The sequence below is a fragment of the Bradyrhizobium ottawaense genome (genome assembly GCF_002278135.3).
Lineage (GTDB): Bacteria > Pseudomonadota > Alphaproteobacteria > Rhizobiales > Xanthobacteraceae > Bradyrhizobium > Bradyrhizobium ottawaense.
In genome coordinates this window covers 5,685,767-5,705,040 of sequence record NZ_CP029425.2, presented here as the reverse complement: position 1 = coordinate 5,705,040, position 19,274 = coordinate 5,685,767, and the positions used below count along the sequence as shown (strand labels likewise).

Sequence of the window (19,274 nt, the reverse complement as noted above, 5' to 3'; positions counted from 1 at the left end):
GACTGGAGGGTGCGGCGAAATATCGCGGATTCTTCACATGCACCATGGCTGCTCGATTGTAAAGCTCAATCGGCTTCCGGCCTGCGATCAACCCATTGATTTCGTGAGAAGTCTTCCGCGTTGCGGCGAAGCCGCAAGCGGCTGCGGGAACGTGCGCATCCACAATTTTCAGCTTCTGGGTCGGTGGAGCGCGCTGCCCCCTCGCACATCGGTGCGCGGCTGCTCAGTCCTGGAATTCTGTATTCCAGAAGTTCGGCCGCGCGGCGGGTTTCGGCGGCGGCCGCCGGCGCCGATTGCGCCGGCGCGCGCGCCTCACGCCATCGACATGCGCAGCCGGCTGTAGCCTTCCTGGATCGCGGACCAGAACAGTGCGACCAGACCGAGCGCCATGATGGTGCTGACGAGGCCGTTGGAGAAGAACACGCCGAGCGAGCCCTGCGATCCCAGCAGCGATTGGCGGAAGGCTTCCTCGGCCTTGTCGCCGAGCACGATGGCGAGCACGAGAGGTGCGAGCGGGTAGTTGCACTTCTTCAGGAGATAGCCGAGCACGCCGAACACCAGCATCAGCATGACGTCGAAGGTGCTGTTGTGCACCGAATAGGCGCCGATCGCGCACAGCACCAGGATGAGCGGGGCGATGATGCCGAACGGCACGCGAAGGATCGCGGCGAACAGCGGCACGCAGGTGAGCACGACGATGAGGCCGGCGAGATTGCCGAGATACATCGAGGCGATCAGGCCCCAGACGAATTCCTTCTGCTCGACGAACAGCATCGGACCTGGCTGCAGGCCCCAGATCAGGAGGCCGCCGAGCAGCACGGCAGCCGTCGGCGAGCCGGGCACGCCGAGCGACAGCATCGGCAGCAGCGCCGAGGTGCCCGCCGCATGCGCGGCCGTCTCCGGCGCGATCACGCCTTCGATCTCGCCCTTGCCGAAATTGTTGCCGCGCCGCGCCAGCCGCTTGGCGATGCCGTAGCTCATGAAGGATGCCGGCGTCGCTCCGGCGGGCGTGACGCCCATCCAGCAGCCGATCAGGCAGGAGCGCAGCGAGGTCATCCAGTAGGTCGGCAGCTCGCGCCAGGTCTGAAGCACGACGCGAAGGTTGATGCTGGCATTGCCGCCGCGGAAGGCGAGCCCTTCCTCCATGGTCAGCAGGATCTCGCCGATCCCGAACAGGCCGATCACGGCGATCAGGAAGTCGAATCCGTTGAGCAACTCGGTGACGCCGAAGGTGAGCCGCAACTGGCCGGTGATCGAATCGAGGCCGACCGCGGCGAGCGCGAAGCCCATCATCATCGCCGCGATGGTCTTGAACGGCGGCTCCTTGCTGAGGCCGACGAAGCTGCAGAAGGCGAGGAAGTACACCGCGAACTTCTCCGCCGGACCAAATCGCAGCGCAAAGCCCGCGACCAGCGGCGCGACCAGCGTGATCATGATGACGGCGAACAGCGCGCCGACGAAGGAGGAGGTGAAGGCGGCCGTCAGGGCTTCGCCGGGCTTGCCCTGCTGCGCCATCGGGTAGCCGTCGAAGGTGGTCGCCACGGACCAGGGCTCGCCGGGGATGTTGAACAGGATCGAGGTGATGGCGCCGCCGAACAAGGCGCCCCAATAGATGCATGACAGCATGATGATCGCCGATGTCGGCGGCATGCTGAAGGTCAGGGGAAGCAGGATCGCCACGCCGTTGGCGCCCCCGAGCCCCGGCAGCACGCCGATGATGACCCCGAGCGTGATGCCGATGATCATCAGCATGATGTTGTAGGGCTGCAGGGCGACCGCGAAGCCGTGAAATAGATTGGCCAACTCTTCCATATCGATACGTCCTGCAGCAGCAATTGAATGAATGCGTGGGCCCTTACAGACCGAGCCACTCCTCGAACGGCCCCTTGGGAAGCGGGACCAGGAACCAGCGCTCGAAAACGAGATAGGTCACCACCGGCATGCCGATTGCCACCGCGATGACCGTCAGCCAGCGATAGCCGCCGAGCCAGCGCATGAACCAGGCGATGAAGACCATCGAGGCGATGTAGAGGCCGATGAACGGCATCGAACCGACATAGATCGCGGTGGGCACGACGACGCTCATGACCTGGCGAAGCTGTCCCCATGCCGCGAACAGCCGGCCGTCGTCGTCGCGCTGCGCGTGCCACAGGTTGATGGCACTCGCACCGACGATGGCGGCGCCGACATAGAACGGGAAGAATCCGGCACGCGGGCCTTCCGCGCCCCAGTTGATGCCGGCCTTGATGCTGCCGAAGATCACGACGAGACCAAAGGCGCCGATCAACAGCGCCATGCCGATCTCCAGCGTCTTGTGGGTCGGGCCGGATTCGGATTGTTCAGTCATGGGAGCTCCAGGCGGAATCGGACTGTTTCGCAGCAGACGGGAGGACGACCGGCGTCCTCATCCGTCATCGGTGTCGCGGGTCAATCCCGGGATCAATTGCCCGGCGCGAGGAAACCGGCTTCCTTCATCAAGCCCTCGTGCCGCTTCTCCTCCGCCTCGACCCACTTGGCGTAGTCGGCCCCGGTCAGGAAGGTCGTGTTGAAGGCGCCGCTCTTCATGAAGTCCTGCCATTCCGGCGTGGCGCGAACCTTCTTGAACAGCTCAACGTAATACTCGACCTGATCCTTGGTGGCCTTGGGCGACATGAAGATGCCGCGCAGCATGAGATATTCCATCGCGAGGCCCTGCGACTTGCAGGTCGGAATATCCTTCCAGGCCTTGCCCTCTGCGATCGGCTCGTCATAGGCCATCGGCTGGGCGTCGAAGACGCAGAGCGGACGGAGCTTGCCGCCGCGCCATTGCGCGACCGCCTCGATCGGATTGTTGACGGTGGAATCGACGTGATTGCCGACGAGCTGAACCGCGACCTCGCCGCCACCCTTGTAGGGGATGTAGGTGAACTTCGCGTCGATCGCCTTCTCGATGCCGACCGTAATGATCTGGTCTTCCTGCTTCGAGCCGGTGCCGCCCATCTTGAATGAGCCGCTTGGGGCCTTCTTTGCGGCGTCGACGTAATCCTTGACGCTGGTGTACGGCTTTTCGGCATTCACCCAGAGCACGAATTCATCCAGCGCCAGCATCGCGACCGGAGTCAAATCCTTCCAGTTGAACGGAATCCCCGTTGCCAGCGGCGTCGTGAACAAGTTCGAGAGCGTGATGATGATCTTGTGCGGATTGCCCGACGACGTCTTCACGTCGAGAAAGCCTTCACCGCCTGCACCGCCGGCCTTGTTGATGACGACCAGCGGCTGCTTCATGAGATTATGCTTGGTGACGATGCCCTGGATGGTTCGTGCCATCTGATCAGCGCCGCCGCCGGTGCCCGCGGGCACGATGAACTCGACCGGACGAACCGGCTCCCAGGCCGCAAAACTTGCAGTGCTGCCGGCGCACGACATCGCCATTGCCGCCAAAGCGACATTCAGAACGAATGACTTCATCTCGTTTCTCTCCCTGTCGAAACGCGGCCGTTCTTTGCCAGCTCGCGTCAGCCCATCTGGATTCACACGCTTGGGGTCACCTTTGCGGTCGATCTCCCATTGCAGCCTCACCAACCAGAAGTTTATGAGCGGGGACAAGGCGCGACATCCGCTCCTTTGGGCTAAGGCTCCGCCCTGATTGGCAAACGTGCCATGTCCTTGGCCGTTCCTGTCCCGCGCTCTGCATCCCCATCTAGCACCTTGGTCGTGCAATCGTTTTGGTTGTCGAATGGTATGCGAGATGCCAGCTGGCTCACAATTGGACGGCCGGCCAAATCGGCGGACCAATCGTCGCAGTTGTGTTCGCGGCCGAAGCGGGGACCAAAAGAAAATGGCCCCGACGAGGGGGCCATTGATCAAACCTATCGTCTGCGGTTGCCTGCCGCGCGCCGTTTCGGCTGCGCGGGGAAGGCCTTCTTACAGGCCGAAACGCGGCAGGTCGCCATTGTGGTTCGAGATCTCGGCGCTCGCCATCAGGAAACGGTCGACCGCAGCCATGAAGCGGCTGAACAGCGAGGAGGAGGGGGCGAAAGCGACGGAAGCGGTCTTGGACATTGGAATTCCCTTTCTTGAGACGATCAGTCTTGGCGTCTCGTCTGGGGATGAAACTATGTATACCAGATGCCACTGTCTACGCGCTTGTTTGCATAGCAGCATACAAAGGCCCGCATTGCAGCATAATGCGGGGTTAATGAGGTCGGTTCGGGCTTAAATGGCCTCCAAACGGGGCTTTCCGGCTTAGACGCCGTCTCCGGACGCCGAAGCGTACCTGCCAGAGGCATATCCATACGCTTGAAGGGGAAACCGGGGCCCACCGCGCGAACCTGAAGCGAGCCGCAATGGCCGAGGGCTTTGCAGGGCAAGGCTTTGCGGGGCAAGGCTTGGCAGGGCAAGGCTTTGCAGGCAAGGCTTGGCAGGGCAAGTCAAAGCCGCTAGTGGTCTGCCCCCTTCCAATCATCTGTCAGAGTGGTTCATGTCGAGCGCCTCGCCCGCCGTCTCGATCGGCATCGATTTTGGAACCAGCAATACGGTCGTCGCCCTTGCGGCGGACGACCGCCGGGTCGAGGCCATCCGCTTCGATCACGGCGGACAGCGCCACAGCGTCTACGTGTCGGCTTTGTGCTTCTGGGAGGATCGGCCGGGCGCCGGTGCCCAGGCCGAAGGCGGCCCCTGGGCGATCGAGACGTTCCTCGAAGGACGCCACGTCTACCGCTTCCTGCAGTCGTTCAAGACGTTCGCGGCGAGCAGCAGCTTCAACACCACGCAAGTGTTCCGGCAACGCTTCAAGTTCGAGGATATTCTGGCGGCGTTCCTGCGGACGCTGGCGCGCCATGGCGGCGACAGGTTCGGCTTCGAGACCTCGACCATCACGGTCGGCCGTCCCGTGCGCTTTGCCGGCGGCAATCCCGACGAGGCGCTGGCGATGCAGCGCTACCGCGCCGCGTTCGAGCGCCTGGGCGCCGGCCATGCGCGCTACGTCTACGAGCCCGTGGGCGCGGCGTTCTCCTTTGCCCGGAGTCTGGAGCGCGATGCCACCGTGCTGGTCGCGGATTTCGGCGGCGGCACCAGCGATTTCTCCGTGATGCGTTTCTCGCGCGCGGGCGGCAGCCTTCGCGCCGAGCCACTCGGCCACGCCGGCATCGGCATCGCCGGCGACACGTTCGACTACCGCATCGTCGACCACGTCGTCTCGCCGCGGCTCGGCAAGGGCTCCAGCTTCCGCTCGTTCGACAAGGTGCTGCCGATCCCCAGCGGCCATTACACCAACCTCGCGCGCTGGCATCAGCTCGCGATGATGAAGAGCAACGGCGATCTGCGTGAGCTGCGGGAGCTTGCACGCACCGCGCTGAAGCCGAAGCTGCTCGAGGATTTCATCACCATCGTCGATCTCGACCTCGGCTTTTCGCTGTACCGTGCAGTGTCAAATGCCAAGGTTGCGCTGTCGGCGCAGGACGAGGTGGATTTCCGCTTCAAGGGCGGCGGGGTCGATATCGGATCGACCATCACGCGGAAAAATTTCGAATCCTGGATTGCAGATGACATCGCCCGGCTGGGGGCCACCGTCGACAAGGTGCTGGCCCAAGCCGGCGTCACCGCGCGCGAGGTGGAGAAGGTGTTCCTGACCGGCGGCACGTCCTTCGTGCCGGCCGTCCGAAAACTGTTCGCCGAGCGGTTCGGCAACGAACGGCTGATGTCGGGCGATCAGTTCGAGTCGATCGCCTATGGCCTCGCGCTGATCGGGCACAGTCCCGACCCGGACCGCTGGACGGCAGGTGGCGGGCTGGAGGCGAAGGCGGGCGCTTGACGATTGTCCGTCATTGCTTCGCTGCGCTCGGAATGACCGCGTGGGTAGAGCGGCGCATCAGATCGAACAGTGCCGTAGGGTGGGCAGAGCGAAGCGTGCCCACGCGTCTGTCGCCGTACGAGAAAGATCGTGGGCACGGCGCAAGTGCGCCGTTGCCCACCCTACGACACCAACTACGATACTTTCGTCACCGCTACTGATTGATCTCGGGCTCGACGAGCTTCGCCAGATTGCGCAGCGATTCCTGCCAGCCGAGATAGCAGGCCTCCGGCGGGATCACGTCGGGGATGCCGGCCTGCGTGATGTCGATCTCGGTGCCGACCGAGACCTTCTTCAGGATCACGGTGACCTCGATCTCGCCGGGCAGGTTGGGGTCGTCGAACCTGTCGGTGTAGCGGAGACGTTCGCCGGGCACGAGCTCGACATATTCGCCGCCGAACGAATGGCTGTTGCCCGTCGTGAAATTCCGGAACGACATCTTGAACGTGCCCCCGACCTTGGGCTCGAAATGATGCACGGTGCAGGTAAAGCCATTCGGCGGCAGCCATTTCGCCATCGCATCGGCCTCCAGGAAAGCGCGATAGACTTTTTGCGGGCTGGTGGCGAGAACGCGATGCAGGCGGATCGTGCTGGGCATGGTTGTTATCCTCAGTGATTGATGGGCCCGAGATTGGCGTCTATGGCCCTTTCATGTCACGAGGACGACCGGGAAGCCGCCGATCCGACATGGCATCTCGTTTTTTTTGTCGGCGGTCCTTCTGGCCGGGTTGCTAGATCGCTGCGACATCCTGTGGCGTCATCGTGAATGTCAGCCTGTAGCGGCCGATCTTGATATCCTCGCGAGCACCCGCCGCGTGAAGCGACGACGGCGAGAATTGGCCGGCGACCCCGGCGTCAACCACATCGGCATCGTAACCCGACAGCAGGACGATCCAGTCGGCAGCGCCGTCCCTGCCGCGGATCTGCTGCTCTGTGGTGGGCGCGCTCGTGCGAGGCGTGTCGGTGAAGAGGAGGTGGGCGCCTGTCAGCCCCGGCTGCAGCGCCAATGCGCTGAGCGTTTCCGAGAGGCGCGTTTGAAGCTCCGTCTCCCGTCCGGCCTGGGGCGACAGCCTGATGGTTGCCAGCGATGTCGCCACACCGCCGCCGAAGCTCGACGCCACCCGGCACTGGCTGCGGACCATGCCGAGATGATGCGGCATCATCTTCGCCGACCACGGCGTCGGCGCATTGAGCCGGTCGAGATATCCGCTCGACGTGAGCACCTCATACTGTTCGAGCTCGTAGAGCACGAAGAAGCCCTCTGCGTCCGTCGTGCTGGTCCAGCGCGAGCCGCGCCGGAAACCGGGAATGCTCATCCGCTCCGGAAAGTGCTCATGCGAATGCCAGTCGCCGAACTCGCTGCGCTGTTCGGGGCGAACGCTCCACCACATCGCGACGGCGGCCTTGCCCAGTAGTGACATGGTGACCTCCCATCCTGCGCAGCAAGATCAGCCCCAATGTCTACGCCTCGTCAGCGGAAGCCACAATTCCGCAGCCGTTCCTCGTTCAACTCCTCAGCGTTTCGCCAGAGGGAGGCCCCGCGTAGTCGTCTCAAACCTGGGAATGTTCCGCCGAGGTGCTGGTGGAATTAAGCTTGGACAAGCCTTGCAAGTAGAGACGGTGAGGTATACCTTAAAAGTTGTTCGTTCAGCCGCTGTGCCTTGTTGAATGCGCCCGCGGGCTCCTTTTCCAGAGACATCGACGAATTGAATTGGTTCTGCGTGAGCGTCACGCGGAATGTGCGCTTGCGCGCTTTGGAGAAGAAAATGACGACAGGTACCGTGAAGTGGTTCAACGGCCAGAAAGGCTTTGGATTCATTCAGCCCGACGACGGCGGCCAAGATGTGTTCGTTCACATCAGCGCGGTCGAGCGGGCTGGTCTTGCGGGTCTCGCTGAAGGCCAAAAGGTCAACTTCGAGGCCAAGACCGACAAGATGCGGGGCAAAGTCAGCGCAGAGAATCTCTCGCTGGCCTGAGCTCCCTGGTGCCGTTTCACGGATGTACTGAAACGGCCACGCTGCCCGCTCGATCCTAGGGATTGAGCGGGTTTTGTCTGTTTTCGGAGCAGGGTGAGGGATGAGCGCCAGGAAATCGGCAGAACCGTCACCCGAAGGTATCGCGCGTTCCAACCGCCAACGATTGGCGGCTGAAGAAGGAGCGCGCGCCATGGCGGATGCCGTAAAACAGGCGGTCGACGTTCGCAAGAACATGGCGCGGCTGCGCGAACTGCGCGAAGCCAAGGAAGCGGCCGACGCGACCCTTCGAGCATCGTTGCCGGCATCGCCCCCGACGAAGCGCAAGAGGAAGCCGCCGCAATAATCGACTTCAGCAGCGCCACCGATGAAATCTGGAGAGGACCGGTCACATGCCGAAGAGTGCGGGTCGTGCCTAGAGCCAAGTCGGACGGCGGTGGCACAATCACCTTTTTTCTGGCGCTTGGCGCTGGCCGACAGATGTGCCGGCTCGCGACCACGTTCCAAACGCAGAAACAGGCCTTCAGCTATCTTCAGAAGCACCGCACCGAGTTTGAGCGCATCGCGCGGACCCGGCTGGCGTCCGGGGAGCTCGAGGACGGCGTCGTCCTTCTCTCGATGCTCTAGAGCATGATCCGGAAAACGTACGGCGGTTTTCAGCCGGCCGGATGCAGATCGTAACCAGCGACAAGACGCTTCCTATTCGGGCAAGCCTTTTTCAAGCAGCTCTTTTTCAAGCTGCTCTTTCGACTTCGCCTCGCGGGCCAATCGCTCCGCTTTGAGCCGCTCGCGGTTCTCGTTGAGGGAGTGCTGGTCCTTGGCATAGTCGTTCATCGGCTTCTGCGTCTTGACTGGCTTGAACGCCTTGTTGGCTTCGCGCTTGGCCCGATCAGAGGATTGATCTCTCAACATTTCGACCTCACTTCGATCAATGGGCGTAGCCCGGGAGCGCCTGACGCGACGCCTCCCGCCTGCAAGCCGATATGGATTGATTGGTCACCCTCCGAACGGGAGGGTGGATCATCCTTCAGTGTTGGGCGGGTCTGGCGCGAGGTTCGGTCACTCGCCGTGGAGGCGGCACGTTCGCATTTCTGAGAGCATGCCGGTCGAAGAAGTAACGGCCGGTATGCGGTTCGGTTCCTTTGGCCCGAACAAAAAGGCCGCCGAAACCGGCGGCCTTTCGCGCTTGCAGCGAGCTTGCTTACTCCGCGGCCTGCTTCTGCGGCGGGTCGAGCGCGCCGGACTTGTGGATGTCGGCGACCTGGTGGTCGCTGAAGCCGAGCACGGAGCGCAGGATCTCGTCGGTGTGCTCGCCGAGCAGCGGGGAGCGCTCGACGTCGCTCGGGCTATCCGACAGCTTGATCGGGTTGCCGACCGAAATGTACTTGCCGCGGGTGGGGTGGTCGACTTCGACCAAGGTACCGGTGGCGCGCAGCGACTGGTCCTCGATGATCTCCTTCATCGACAGGATCGGGCCGCAGGGGATGTCGTCCTTGTTGAGGATTTCCATCGCCTCGAACTTGGTCTTGGTCATCGTCCACTGCTCGATGCGCGCAAAAATCTCGTTGAGGCGCGACAGCCGGGCCGGCGGCTTGGCGTAGTCGGGATGGGTCTTCCAGCCGGGTTCGCCGATCACGTCGCAGATCTTCTCCCAGACCGGCGCCTGGGTGATGAAATAGAGGTAGGCGTTGGGATCGGTCTCCCAGCCTTTGCACTTGACGATGCGGCCGGGCTGGCCGCCGCCGGAATCATTGCCGGCGCGCGGCACGGCGTCGCCGAACGGAATGCCTTCGCCGTACTGGCTGTATTCCTTCAGCGGGCCATGGGCGAGGCGCTGCTGGTCGCGCAGCTTGACGCGGGCGAGGTTGAGTACGCCGTCCTGCATCGCAGCCGTAACCTTCTGGCCCTTGCCGGTGACGGTGCGCTGGTAGAGCGCGGTGACGATGCCGAGCGCGAGGTGGAGGCCGGTGCCGCTGTCGCCGATCTGCGCGCCGGTGACGAGCGGAAGACCGTCGCGGAAGCCGGTGGTGGAGGCGGCGCCGCCGGTGCACTGGGCGACGTTCTCATAGACCTTGCAGTCTTCGTACGGTCCGGGGCCGAAGCCCTTGATCGAGGCGACGATCATCTTCGGGTTGATGGCCTGGATCTTCTCCCAGGGGAAGCCCATGCGGTCGAGCACGCCGGGGCCGAAGTTTTCCACCAGCACGTCGCACTTCTTGATCAGCTCGGTGAGGACTTCCTTGCCCTTGGGGTTCTTGGTGTCGAGCGTGATCGAGCGCTTGTTGTGGTTGAGCATGGTGAAATACAGGCTGTCCACATTCGGGATGTCCTGCAGCTGGCCGCGGGTGATGTCACCCACGCCCGGACGTTCCACCTTGATCACGTCAGCGCCGAACCAGGCGAGCAGCTGCGTGCAGGTCGGTCCTGATTGAACGTGGGTGAAGTCGAGAATGCGAACGCCCGTAAGCGCTTTGGTCATCGTGTTGCTCCGTACTCTGTGTCTGCCCCCGCCAACCGCAGGGAATTAAGGGTTGAGGGGTGGACTTACTTCTTCTTCTGCAGAACGCTCTGCGGATTGAGGTTGCCTATGCGGCCGCTCTCCGAGCCCGCGGCCGGATCGATCACCGCGTTGATGAGCGTCGGCTTGCCGGACTTCATGGCTTCGTTGACGGCGCGCTTGAGCTCGTCCGGCGAGGTCGCATTCACGCCGACGCCGCCGAAGGCTTCCATCATCTTGTCGTAGCGCGCGCCCTTGACGAACACCGTCGTCGCCGGATCGGCGTTGGCGCCGTTGACGTCGGTGCCGCGATAGATGCCGTCATTGTTGAAGATGACGACGCAGATCGGCAGGTTGTAGCGGCAGATGGTCTCGACCTCCATGCCGGAGAAGCCGAACGCCGAGTCGCCTTCCACTGCGAGCACGGGGTGACCGGTCTCGAGCGCGGCGGCAATCGCCTGGCCCATGCCGATGCCCATCACGCCCCAGGTGCCGACGTCGAGACGCTTGCGAGGGCGGTACATGTCGATGACGCCGCGGGCGAGGTCGAGCGTGTTGGCGCCTTCGTTGACGAGGATCGCCTCGGGGTACTCCTTGATGACGTTCTTCAGCACGCCGAGCGCGCCGTGATAGTCCATCGGCGATTTGTTGTTCATGAGCTTCGGCGCCATCTTGGCGACGTTCTCTTCGCGCTTGGACGAAATCGCCTTGGTCCATTCGGCGGGCGGGGCGGTCCAGCCGGAAGCCATCGCCTGGTTGAAGGCGGAGACGACCGAGCCGATGTCGCCGACGACGGGCGCGACGATCTCGACGTTGGAGTCCATCTCGCGCGGCTCGATATCGACCTGGATGAACTTCTTGGGCGCTTCGCCCCAGCTCTTGCCCTTGCCGTGCGAGAGCAGCCAGTTCAGCCGCGCACCGATCAGCATGACGACGTCGGATTCCTTCAGCACGGTCGAGCGGGCCGCACCGGCGCACTGCGGATGGGTGTCGGGCAGGAGGCCCTTGGCCATGCTCATCGGCAGGAAGGGCACGCCGCTCTTCTCGACGAAGGATTTGATCTCTTCGTCGGCCTGCGCGTAGGCCGCGCCCTTGCCGAGGATGATGAGCGGACGCTTGGCACCCTTGAGCACGTCGAGCGCACGCTTGACCGAAGCGGGCGAGGGGATCTGCGCGGGCGCAGCATCAATCACCTTGACCAGCGACCTCTGGCCGGCATCGGCGCTCATCACCTGGCCGAACAGCTTGGCCGGCAGGTCGAGATAGACGCCGCCCGGACGGCCCGAGACCGCGGCGCGGATGGCGCGGGCCAGGCCGATGCCGATGTCCTGGGCGTGCAGCACGCGATAGGCCGCCTTGCACAGGGGCTTGGCAATCGCGAGCTGGTCCATCTCTTCGTAGTCGCCCTGCTGCAGGTCGACGATCTCGCGCTCCGAAGAGCCCGAGACCAGGATCATCGGGTAGCAGTTGGTGGTGGCGTGGGCGAGTGCCGTGAGACCGTTGAGGAAGCCGGGCGCGGAGACCGTGAGGCAGACGCCGGGCTTCTTGGTGAGGTAGCCGGCGATGCCTGCGGCGTAACCGGCGTTCTGCTCGTGGCGGAACGAGATCACGCGGATGCCCTCGGCCTGCGCCATGCGGCCCAAATCCGTGATCGGGATGCCCGGCACATTATAGATGGTGTTGATGCCGTTCAGCTTGAGCGCGTCGATGACGAGATGAAAGCCATCCGTCAGCTCCTGCTCGGTGCCCGGTGCCTCGGACTTGGTCGCGGTATTCAGCATGGGCCTTGTCTCCCTGGAGGGGCGAATTGTTCGCCCTTCTGGTGAACGTTGCTAGGTTACGTAAACAGTTCCTGGCCGTGCGCTTCGACGTAAGCGGCAAGGCCGAGAGTGTGGTCGCGGGCACGCTTTTCGGCGAGCTCGGTGTCGCGTGCCTCCAGTGCTTCGATCATGCCGAGATGCTCGGGCAGCGAGGTCGCAGTGCGGTCCTTGCGTCCGATGGTCAGCTGGCGATAGCCGCGCACGTGCAGCAGCAGGTCGTTGGTGAGATCGACCAGCACCGGCGATTCCGACAGCGAGATCAGCGCCTGATGGAAGGCGATGTTGGCGCGCGAATATTCCTCGACGTGATCCTCGGGCAGGCGGTCCTTGCCGAAATCCTTGAAGTAGTCACGCAGCGCCGTGATGTCCTTCTTGCGCGCAGTGGTGGTGATGAGGCGCGCAGCCATGCTCTCCAGCGCCGCCCAGGCGCGGATCATGTCGACGATCTCGCTCTTGGTCCGGCGCACCACCATGATGCCGCGGCGCGGCACCGTCTTCACGAAACCGTCCTGCTCTAGCATCGCGATCGCTTCGCGGATCGGGGTGCGGCTGACACCCAGACGTTCGGACAGCGCGCGCTCGTCGAGCATCACCGGCTCGGGCGTCGAATAGATGTCCATCCTGAGGATGGCTTCCTTCAAGGCGTCATACGCCTTGTTCTTGAAGCTGCTCTCCGGGGCAATACGAACGATTGCGATATCTGCCTCGGCCATGTTCGGCAACGCCTTGGTTGGTTTCCGCAGTGACACGACGAATCTCCTCCAGTGGGAGTCGTCTTTTACAGGATTATTAACGGGAAAGTTTTTGGCATACCACATGCCAGAATGTCAAGCTGGCTATTTTTTGCGGCGTTCTAAGCGATGCCGCAGCTTGACAAGTTGGCTTCTGGCATACCAAATGCCATCGCCAGCCATTTTTGATCCACGGCGGCGGAGTAATCTGGCGCTTATGCCGCTCCGTTCCGCGGAATGGAACAGAGCGCGGCGAATGGCAAGCATCACGGGCAGCCGCAAAACCACGCGCGCGCTTTGAAAAGAACGAACTGAGGTCAAGGGAGAAGCCACATGTCCAATTCCAAAGAAGCCGTCCGCAAGGTGCTTGACCAGGTCAAGGCGGACAACCGCACCAGCCTGACGGCCCCGGAAGGCAAGCTGGTCTGCGACGCCTATGGCATTCCGGTGCCGAAGGAGGGCGTGGCGAAGTCGGCGGGCGAGGCCGGCAAGATGGCCTCGTCGATGGGCTTCCCGGTGGTGATGAAGATCGTCTCGCCGGACATTCTCCACAAGACCGAAGCGGGCGGCGTCATCGTCGGCCTCAAGACCGCCGAAGATGCCGAAAAGGCCTACGAGACCATTCTGGGCAACGCCAGGAAGTACAAGGCCGACGCCAAGATCGACGGCGTCCAGGTGCAGCAGATGCTGGCCGGCGGCACCGAGGTCATCGTCGGCTCGATCACCGATGGTTCGTTCGGCAAGCTGGTCGCCTTCGGCCTCGGCGGCGTGCTGGTCGAAGTGCTCAAGGACATCACCTTCCGTCTCGCGCCCGCGACCAAGGAAGACGCGCTCTCGATGCTCGACGGCATCCAGGCGCATGAGATCCTCAAGGGCGTGCGCGGCGGCGAGCCGGTGAACCGCAACGCGCTCGCCGATGTCATCGTCAAGGTCTCGCAGCTCGTGACCGATTTCCCTGAAATCGTCGAGCTCGACCTCAATCCGGTGTTCGCGACGGCGAAGGGCGCCACCGCCGCCGACGTGCGCATCGTCGTCGACTTCGCCTATGTGCCGAAGCCGAAGCCGCGCCCGACCGAGGAGATCGTCGCGGCGATGAGCCGCATCATGCAGCCGAAGGCAGTCGCCGTGGTCGGCGCCTCCGCCGAAGACGGCAAGATCGGCAACTCCGTGATGAAGAACCTCATCAACGGCGGCTACAAGGGCGACATCTATCCGATCCATCCCAAGGCCGCCGAGATCCTCGGCTACAAGGCCTATAAGAGCGTCAAGGACGTGCCGGGCGTGATCGACACGGCCGTGTTCGCGATCCCCGCGAAGTTCGTGGCGGCCGCGCTCACCGAATGCGGCGAGAAGAAAATCCCGGGCGCGGTGCTGATCCCGTCGGGCTTCGCCGAAGCCGGTGCGCCGGAGCTGCAGGCCGAGATCGTCGAGGTCGGCAAGAAATACGACATCCGCCTGATGGGGCCGAACATCTACGGCTTCTATTATACGCCCGCCAATCTCTGCGCGACCTTCTGCACCGCCTACGACGTCAAGGGCCACGCGGCGCTGTCGTCGCAGTCGGGCGGCATCGGCATGGCCATCATCGGCTTCTCGCGCTCGGCCAAGATGGGCGTCTCGGCCATCGTCGGCCTCGGCAACAAGTCCGATATCGACGAGGACGATCTGCTCGCCTTCTTCGAGCAGGATCCGAACACCAATTTGATCGCGCAGCACTGCGAGGACCTCAAGGACGGCCGCGCCTTCGCGGAAGCCGCCAAGCGCGTCTCCAAGAAGAAGCCGGTCGTCGTGCTCAAGGCCGGCCGCACCTCGGCGGGCGCCAAGGCGGCCTCGTCGCATACCGGCGCGCTCGCCGGTAACGACAAGATCTACGAGGACGTCCTGGCGCAGTCCGGCGTGATCCGCGCTCGTTCGCTGCGGCAACTGCTCGAATTCGCCCGCGGCGTGCCGGTGCTGCCGACGCCGAAGGGCGAGAACGTGCTGATCATCACCGGTGCGGGCGGCTCCGGCGTGCTGCTGTCGGACTCCTGCGTCGACAATGGCCTGTCGCTGATGTCGATGCCGGCGGATCTGGATGCGGCCTTCCGCAAGTTCATCCCGCCGTTCGGGGCTGCCGGAAATCCTGTGGATATCACCGGCGGCGAGCCTCCGATCACCTACGTCAACACGGTGAAGCTCGGCCTCTCGGACGAGCGCATCCATTCGCTGATCCTCGGCTACTGGCACACCATCGTCACGCCGCCGATGGTGTTCGCCCGCAACATGGTCGAGGTGAAGAAGGAGATGGAGGCCAAGGGCTTCGTGAAGCCGATCGTCGCCTCGCTCGCGGGCGACGTCGAGGTCGAGGAAGCCGCCGAATATCTCTACCAGAACGGCATCCCGGCCTACGCCTACTCGACCGAGCTTCCGGTCGAGGTCCTCGGCGCCAAGTACAAATGGGCGCGCGGGGCAGGGCTGCTCTGAGACGAAGACTTCACCTCTCCTCGCTCGCGGGGAGAGGTGACAACTGTCAGGTCGCGATGAGCAAGAACGTGATCCGGCGCAAATCGCTCGAGCCTCGATCATCGGAGGCCGACAACGACACGCGCGACGGCGGCGTGCAGTCCGTCGATCGCGCGCTGTCGATCCTCGAAACGCTGGCCGAGGACGACGAAGGCTATCGCCTCAGCGATCTCGCGGTGCGGACCGGCCTGTCGGCTTCCACGGTGCACCGCCTGCTGGCGACGCTGGAGAGCCGCCGCTTCGTGCAGTTCGACCGCACGCAATCAAAATGGCATGTCGGCTCGCGCGCCTTCACGGTGGGTGCGAGCTTTGCGCGGCGGCGCAATTTTTCCGCGCAGGCGATTCCTTACTTGCGCAAGCTGCGCGATCTCACCCGCGAGACCGCCAATCTCGCCGTGGTCGACGACGAGTTCATCATCGTGCTGACCCGCATGGAGAGCCGCGAGATCATGCGCTCGCTGACCCTGGTCGGCGGCCGCGTCCCCATGGTGACGTCGGGCGTCGGCAAGGCCGTGCTCGCAACCTATTCCGATGAGGACGTCGGCGCCGTCATCCGCCATCACGGCATGCCCCGGCTGACCGAGAAGTCGATCGTGCGGCCGAGCGACCTGTTCAAGGAGCTCGAAAAAATCCGCAAGCAGGGTTTTGCGCTCGACGATGAAGAGGCCTGCATGGGGCTGCGCTGTATTGCCGCAGTGGTCTACAACGACTGTGCCGAGCCGCTCGCGGCGATTTCAGTCTCGGGCATGACCAGCCGCCTGACCGACGACAGGCTGCCGGAAATCGGCCAAATCGTGCGCGAGGTCGCCGGCGAGCTGACGGTCGCGCTCGGCGGGGTCATGCCGGCGCCGCGCTAACTGGGGAACCCGGGCACTGTCGCTGGACAGCATCGGCCGTTTTGGCTGATATGCGACCAAACGACACAATGCGGCAAACGTCCGCATGAGCCTGGAGAGCGTCCTCATGTTTCAATTTTCCGCGCGCCTTGCCGGCGCAGCCGTCGCGCTGACCCTTGCGGCAGCGACGCCGTCCCTTGCCCAGCAGCTCGAGCTCAAGCTGATGGCGCCGGCGGCCCCGGGCGGCGGCTGGGACCAGACCGCGCGCTCCATGCAGCAGGCGCTGGTGGCCGCGGGCGTCGCGCGCAGCGTGCAGGTCACCAACGTTCCCGGCGCCGGCGGCAGCGTCGGCATCGCGCAATTCGTCAACGGCGCCAAGGGCGACGGCAACCAGATGATGGTCAACGGCTTCGTCATGGTGGGCGCGCTCGCCATGAACAAGTCGCCGGTGACGCTGGAGCAGGTGACGCCGATCGCGCGCCTCACCGAGGAAATCCAGGTGATCGTGGTTCCCGCGAATTCGCCGATCAAGACTGCGCAGGATCTGGCCGCCGCGGTGAAGGCCGATATCGCCAAGGTGACTTTCGCCGGCGGCTCGGCCGGCGGCGTCGACCATGTGATGGCGGCGTTATTCGCCGGCGCGGTCGGTGCCGATGCCAAGAAGATCAACTACATCCCGTTCTCCGGCGGCGGCGAGTCGCTGGCGGCGATCCTCGGCGGCAAGGTCACCGCGGGCATTTCGGGCCTCAGCGAATATGAAGGGCAGATCAAGTCCGGCAAGCTGCGCGCGATCGGCGTGACCTCGGAGAAGCGCATCCAGGGCAGCGACATCCCGACCTTCAAGGAGCAGGGCATCGACCTCGTGATCGCCAACTGGCGCTCGGTGGTGGCGCCTCCCGGCATCACGCCGGAGCAGCGCAAAACCCTGAGCGATGCGGTCGAGAAGATGGTGAAGTCGGACGCCTGGAAGGAAATCCTCAAGCAGAAGGGCTGGGAAGACGCCTATCTCGGCGGTGACGCCTTCGCCGACTTCCTGAAGAAGGAAACCGTGCGGGTCACCGACGTGCTGAAATCGGTCGGCCTGGTCAAGTCATGACCTCGGGCGATCCGGCCCAGCCGCCGCGGCGCGTCGATCGCGCCGGCATCGTCATCGCTGCACTGCTCGCAGGCCTCGCCGCGGTGCTGGTCTTCGACGCGCGCGGCCTGTCCTCCACCGCGATGTACGGCATGGGGCCGGAGGCGATGCCTGTCGTGATCGCCAGCGGCCTTGCGCTGCTTGCGATCGGCAATTTCATCGACGCGCTGCGCGGCAATTTGCCGGCGCGCGAGAGCGCCGATCCCGTGCCCGTGGTTCTGATCCTCATCGGTCTTGCGCTGCTGATCGCCATCATCGGCTTTGGCGGCGGCTTCATCCTGGCGACGTCGGCGCTGTTCGTGACGACATCGGCCGCCTTCGGCCGCCGTGCCATCCTCGTCGACAGCATCATCGCCCTCGTGATGTCGATCCTGATCTATCTCGCGTTCGACCGGTTGTTGACGCTGAGCCTTCCGACCGGCCCGCTGGAGCGACTGCTGTGATGGACACTTTTGCGGCGCTGGCGCACGGCATGGCCGTCGCCATTCAGCCGATGAACCTGCTCTATGCCCTGATCGGTGTATTCCTCGGCACCGCCGTGGGCGTGCTGCCCGGCATCGGCCCGGCGCTGACGGTCGCGCTGCTGTTGCCGGTCACCTACAAGCTAGATCCCGGCGGCTCGCTGATCATGTTCGCCGGCATCTATTATGGCGGCATGTATGGCGGCTCCACCACCGCGATCCTGATCAACACGCCCGGCGAGAGCGCCTCGATGGCGACCGCGCTCGAAGGCAACAAGATGGCCAAGGCCGGCCGCGGCGGGCCGGCGCTTGCGACATCCGCGATCGGCTCCTTTGTCGCCGGAACCATCGCCACCATCGGCCTGGCCTTCCTCGCGCCGTGGCTGGTCGATTTCGCCGTGCGCTTCGGTCCTGAGGATTACTTCGCGCTGATGTGCGTCGCCTTCGTCACGGTGTCGGCGACCTTCGGCGATTCCCCGATCCGCGGCCTGACCAGCCTGTTCATCGGCCTGACGCTTGGCCTCGTCGGCATCGACAAGCTGACCGGTCAGGCGCGGCTTGCGTTCGGCGTTCCTGAACTGCTCGACGGCGTCGAGGTGACGACGCTCGCGGTCGGCCTGTTCGCAGTGGGTGAGGCGCTCTATGTCGCCTCGCGCCGCCACCACAGCGAGGAGAAGCTCGAGCCGGTGCGCGGCTCGCTGTGGATGACAAAGGAAGACTGGAAGCGTTCGTGGAAGCCGTGGCTGCGCGGCACCATGTTCGGCTTTCCGATCGGCGCGCTGCCGGCGGGCGGCGCTGAGATCCCGACCTTCCTGTCCTATTCGACCGAGAAGCGTCTCACAAAGCATCCCGAAGAGTTCGGCAAGGGCGCGATCGAAGGCGTCGCGGGGCCGGAAGCCGCCAACAACGCCTCCGCCGCCGGCACGCTGGTGCCGCTCTTGACGCTGGGACTGCCGACCTCGGCGACGGCCGCGATGATGCTGGCGGGCTTCCAGCAATACGGCCTCAACCCGGGACCGCTGCTGTTCGCCGAGCGGCCTGATCTCGTGTGGGGCCTGATCGCGAGCCTGTTCATCGCCAACGTGATGCTATTGGTGCTCAATCTGCCGCTGGTCGGCCTGTGGGTGCGGCTGCTTGCGATCCCGCAGCCATGGCTCTATGCCGGCATCCTCGTATTCGCGACCATGGGCACCATCGCCGCAAAACCGTCGGTGGTCGAGTTGTCCATGCTCGCCGGTTTCGGCGTGCTCGGCTTTTTGATGCGCCGGTTCGATTTTCCGATCGCCCCCGTCGTGGTCGGCCTGATCCTCGGCCCGATCGCCGAGAGCCAGTTGCGCAGGGCGCTCGCGATCAGCCTCGGCGATCCCATGACGCTGCTGCAGAGCCCGATCTCGGCGACGCTGCTGGCGCTGGCACTGATCGCGCTGCTGGCGCCCTTCGTGTTGAAGGGGCTGGGCCGGTTCAAGGCGACCGAAGATTAGTCATCCCG

The 19,274-nt window shown here is 64.0% G+C and carries 19 protein-coding genes; 9 read left to right on the top strand and 10 right to left on the bottom strand.

Annotated elements, in window-relative coordinates; genetic code table 11:
• Positions 1-312 precede the first annotated feature (312 nt).
• The 4 genes from CIT37_RS27200 to CIT37_RS27185 form a co-directional block, all read right to left on the bottom strand.
• Complete coding sequence (locus CIT37_RS27200; protein WP_028143032.1) at positions 313-1,812, bottom strand: tripartite tricarboxylate transporter permease; 1,500 nt, start codon at positions 1,810-1,812, stop codon at positions 313-315.
• Positions 1,813-1,855: 43 nt separating this feature from the next.
• Entirely contained in the window at positions 1,856-2,347 is a 492-nt protein-coding gene (locus CIT37_RS27195) for a tripartite tricarboxylate transporter TctB family protein (protein WP_038947116.1), read from the bottom strand.
• Between the two features lie 92 nt (positions 2,348-2,439).
• Positions 2,440-3,447, bottom strand: coding sequence for a Bug family tripartite tricarboxylate transporter substrate binding protein (locus CIT37_RS27190; protein ID WP_028143034.1), 1,008 nt, complete (start codon positions 3,445-3,447; stop codon positions 2,440-2,442).
• Between the two features lie 456 nt (positions 3,448-3,903).
• On the bottom strand, positions 3,904-4,041 hold the full coding sequence (locus tag CIT37_RS27185; protein ID WP_162832240.1) for a hypothetical protein: 138 nt from the start codon (positions 4,039-4,041) through the stop codon (positions 3,904-3,906).
• A gap of 418 nt (positions 4,042-4,459) precedes the next feature.
• Between CIT37_RS27185 and CIT37_RS27180 the strand changes: the two genes are divergently transcribed.
• Positions 4,460-5,791, top strand: coding sequence for an Hsp70 family protein (locus CIT37_RS27180; RefSeq protein WP_095426481.1), 1,332 nt, complete (start codon positions 4,460-4,462; stop codon positions 5,789-5,791).
• 193 nt (positions 5,792-5,984) lie between these two features.
• On the opposite strand, the gene CIT37_RS27175 is transcribed toward CIT37_RS27180, so the two are convergent.
• Positions 5,985-6,428 carry an SRPBCC family protein gene (locus tag CIT37_RS27175; RefSeq protein WP_028143036.1) on the bottom strand — a complete coding sequence of 148 codons (444 nt, stop codon included), beginning with the start codon at positions 6,426-6,428 and terminating at the stop codon, positions 5,985-5,987.
• A gap of 133 nt (positions 6,429-6,561) precedes the next feature.
• Complete coding sequence (locus tag CIT37_RS27170) at positions 6,562-7,251, bottom strand: hypothetical protein (protein WP_095426482.1); 690 nt, start codon at positions 7,249-7,251, stop codon at positions 6,562-6,564.
• A gap of 345 nt (positions 7,252-7,596) precedes the next feature.
• Here CIT37_RS27170 and CIT37_RS27165 point away from each other — a divergent pair, with 345 nt between their 5' ends.
• From CIT37_RS27165 to CIT37_RS27155, 3 genes are all read left to right on the top strand, one after another.
• Complete coding sequence (locus CIT37_RS27165) at positions 7,597-7,806, top strand: cold-shock protein (protein WP_028143038.1); 210 nt, start codon at positions 7,597-7,599, stop codon at positions 7,804-7,806.
• A gap of 100 nt (positions 7,807-7,906) precedes the next feature.
• Complete coding sequence (locus tag CIT37_RS27160; protein WP_028143039.1) at positions 7,907-8,149, top strand: hypothetical protein; 243 nt, start codon at positions 7,907-7,909, stop codon at positions 8,147-8,149.
• 56 nt (positions 8,150-8,205) lie between these two features.
• Positions 8,206-8,430: a hypothetical protein gene (locus tag CIT37_RS27155; protein WP_028143040.1), complete on the top strand. Its 225-nt coding sequence runs from the start codon at positions 8,206-8,208 to the stop codon at positions 8,428-8,430.
• 72 nt (positions 8,431-8,502) lie between these two features.
• Here the strand turns inward: CIT37_RS27155 and CIT37_RS27150 are convergent, their stop codons facing one another.
• The 4 genes from CIT37_RS27150 to CIT37_RS27135 all read right to left on the bottom strand — a co-directional run bounded on the left by CIT37_RS27150 (position 8,503) and on the right by CIT37_RS27135 (position 12,833).
• Positions 8,503-8,715 carry a hypothetical protein gene (locus CIT37_RS27150; protein ID WP_028143041.1) on the bottom strand — a complete coding sequence of 71 codons (213 nt, stop codon included), beginning with the start codon at positions 8,713-8,715 and terminating at the stop codon, positions 8,503-8,505.
• A gap of 289 nt (positions 8,716-9,004) precedes the next feature.
• Positions 9,005-10,282 carry a formyl-CoA transferase gene (frc, locus tag CIT37_RS27145; RefSeq protein ID WP_018315863.1) on the bottom strand — a complete coding sequence of 426 codons (1,278 nt, stop codon included), beginning with the start codon at positions 10,280-10,282 and terminating at the stop codon, positions 9,005-9,007.
• Between the two features lie 65 nt (positions 10,283-10,347).
• Positions 10,348-12,081: an oxalyl-CoA decarboxylase gene (oxc, locus tag CIT37_RS27140; protein ID WP_095426483.1), complete on the bottom strand. Its 1,734-nt coding sequence runs from the start codon at positions 12,079-12,081 to the stop codon at positions 10,348-10,350.
• Positions 12,082-12,137: 56 nt separating this feature from the next.
• Positions 12,138-12,833, bottom strand: a complete 696-nt coding sequence (locus tag CIT37_RS27135; protein WP_161966556.1) for a GntR family transcriptional regulator — start codon at positions 12,831-12,833, stop codon at positions 12,138-12,140.
• Between the two features lie 351 nt (positions 12,834-13,184).
• Here CIT37_RS27135 and CIT37_RS27130 point away from each other — a divergent pair, with 351 nt between their 5' ends.
• The 5 genes from CIT37_RS27130 (at position 13,185) to CIT37_RS27110 (ending at position 19,266) form a co-directional block, all read left to right on the top strand.
• A complete protein-coding gene (locus CIT37_RS27130) occupies positions 13,185-15,314 on the top strand; it encodes an acetate--CoA ligase family protein (protein ID WP_095426484.1) in 2,130 nt (709 codons plus the stop codon).
• Positions 15,315-15,370: 56 nt separating this feature from the next.
• Positions 15,371-16,210, top strand: a complete 840-nt coding sequence (locus CIT37_RS27125) for an IclR family transcriptional regulator (protein WP_038947123.1) — start codon at positions 15,371-15,373, stop codon at positions 16,208-16,210.
• A 106-nt stretch (positions 16,211-16,316) separates the two neighbouring features.
• Positions 16,317-17,285, top strand: coding sequence for a Bug family tripartite tricarboxylate transporter substrate binding protein (locus CIT37_RS27120; RefSeq protein WP_038947124.1), 969 nt, complete (start codon positions 16,317-16,319; stop codon positions 17,283-17,285).
• On the top strand, positions 17,282-17,767 hold the full coding sequence (locus CIT37_RS27115) for a tripartite tricarboxylate transporter TctB family protein (RefSeq protein ID WP_038947126.1): 486 nt from the start codon (positions 17,282-17,284) through the stop codon (positions 17,765-17,767). Before CIT37_RS27120 ends, CIT37_RS27115 begins: the two co-directional genes overlap by 4 nt.
• Entirely contained in the window at positions 17,767-19,266 is a 1,500-nt protein-coding gene (locus CIT37_RS27110) for a tripartite tricarboxylate transporter permease (protein ID WP_028143047.1), read from the top strand. The genes CIT37_RS27115 and CIT37_RS27110 overlap by 1 nt, the downstream gene beginning before the upstream one ends.
• The last annotated feature ends 8 nt before the right edge of the window (positions 19,267-19,274 follow it).

Coding starts and splice junctions, on each gene's coding strand:
- frc (WP_018315863.1), bottom strand. CDS start 10,282: ATGACCAAAGCGCTTACGGGCGTTCGCATTCTCGACTTCACCCACGTT.
- CIT37_RS27135 (WP_161966556.1), bottom strand. CDS start 12,833: ATGGCCGAGGCAGATATCGCAATCGTTCGTATTGCCCCGGAGAGCAGC.
- CIT37_RS27125 (WP_038947123.1), top strand. CDS start 15,371: ATGAGCAAGAACGTGATCCGGCGCAAATCGCTCGAGCCTCGATCATCG.
- oxc (WP_095426483.1), bottom strand. CDS start 12,081: ATGCTGAATACCGCGACCAAGTCCGAGGCACCGGGCACCGAGCAGGAG.
- CIT37_RS27175 (WP_028143036.1), bottom strand. CDS start 6,428: ATGCCCAGCACGATCCGCCTGCATCGCGTTCTCGCCACCAGCCCGCAA.
- CIT37_RS27130 (WP_095426484.1), top strand. CDS start 13,185: ATGTCCAATTCCAAAGAAGCCGTCCGCAAGGTGCTTGACCAGGTCAAG.
- CIT37_RS27195 (WP_038947116.1), bottom strand. CDS start 2,347: ATGACTGAACAATCCGAATCCGGCCCGACCCACAAGACGCTGGAGATC.
- CIT37_RS27110 (WP_028143047.1), top strand. CDS start 17,767: ATGGACACTTTTGCGGCGCTGGCGCACGGCATGGCCGTCGCCATTCAG.
- CIT37_RS27160 (WP_028143039.1), top strand. CDS start 7,907: ATGAGCGCCAGGAAATCGGCAGAACCGTCACCCGAAGGTATCGCGCGT.
- CIT37_RS27200 (WP_028143032.1), bottom strand. CDS start 1,812: ATGGAAGAGTTGGCCAATCTATTTCACGGCTTCGCGGTCGCCCTGCAG.
- CIT37_RS27185 (WP_162832240.1), bottom strand. CDS start 4,041: ATGTCCAAGACCGCTTCCGTCGCTTTCGCCCCCTCCTCCTCGCTGTTC.
- CIT37_RS27190 (WP_028143034.1), bottom strand. CDS start 3,447: ATGAAGTCATTCGTTCTGAATGTCGCTTTGGCGGCAATGGCGATGTCG.
- CIT37_RS27165 (WP_028143038.1), top strand. CDS start 7,597: ATGACGACAGGTACCGTGAAGTGGTTCAACGGCCAGAAAGGCTTTGGA.
- CIT37_RS27120 (WP_038947124.1), top strand. CDS start 16,317: ATGTTTCAATTTTCCGCGCGCCTTGCCGGCGCAGCCGTCGCGCTGACC.
- CIT37_RS27180 (WP_095426481.1), top strand. CDS start 4,460: ATGTCGAGCGCCTCGCCCGCCGTCTCGATCGGCATCGATTTTGGAACC.
- CIT37_RS27115 (WP_038947126.1), top strand. CDS start 17,282: ATGACCTCGGGCGATCCGGCCCAGCCGCCGCGGCGCGTCGATCGCGCC.
- CIT37_RS27150 (WP_028143041.1), bottom strand. CDS start 8,715: ATGTTGAGAGATCAATCCTCTGATCGGGCCAAGCGCGAAGCCAACAAG.
- CIT37_RS27170 (WP_095426482.1), bottom strand. CDS start 7,251: ATGTCACTACTGGGCAAGGCCGCCGTCGCGATGTGGTGGAGCGTTCGC.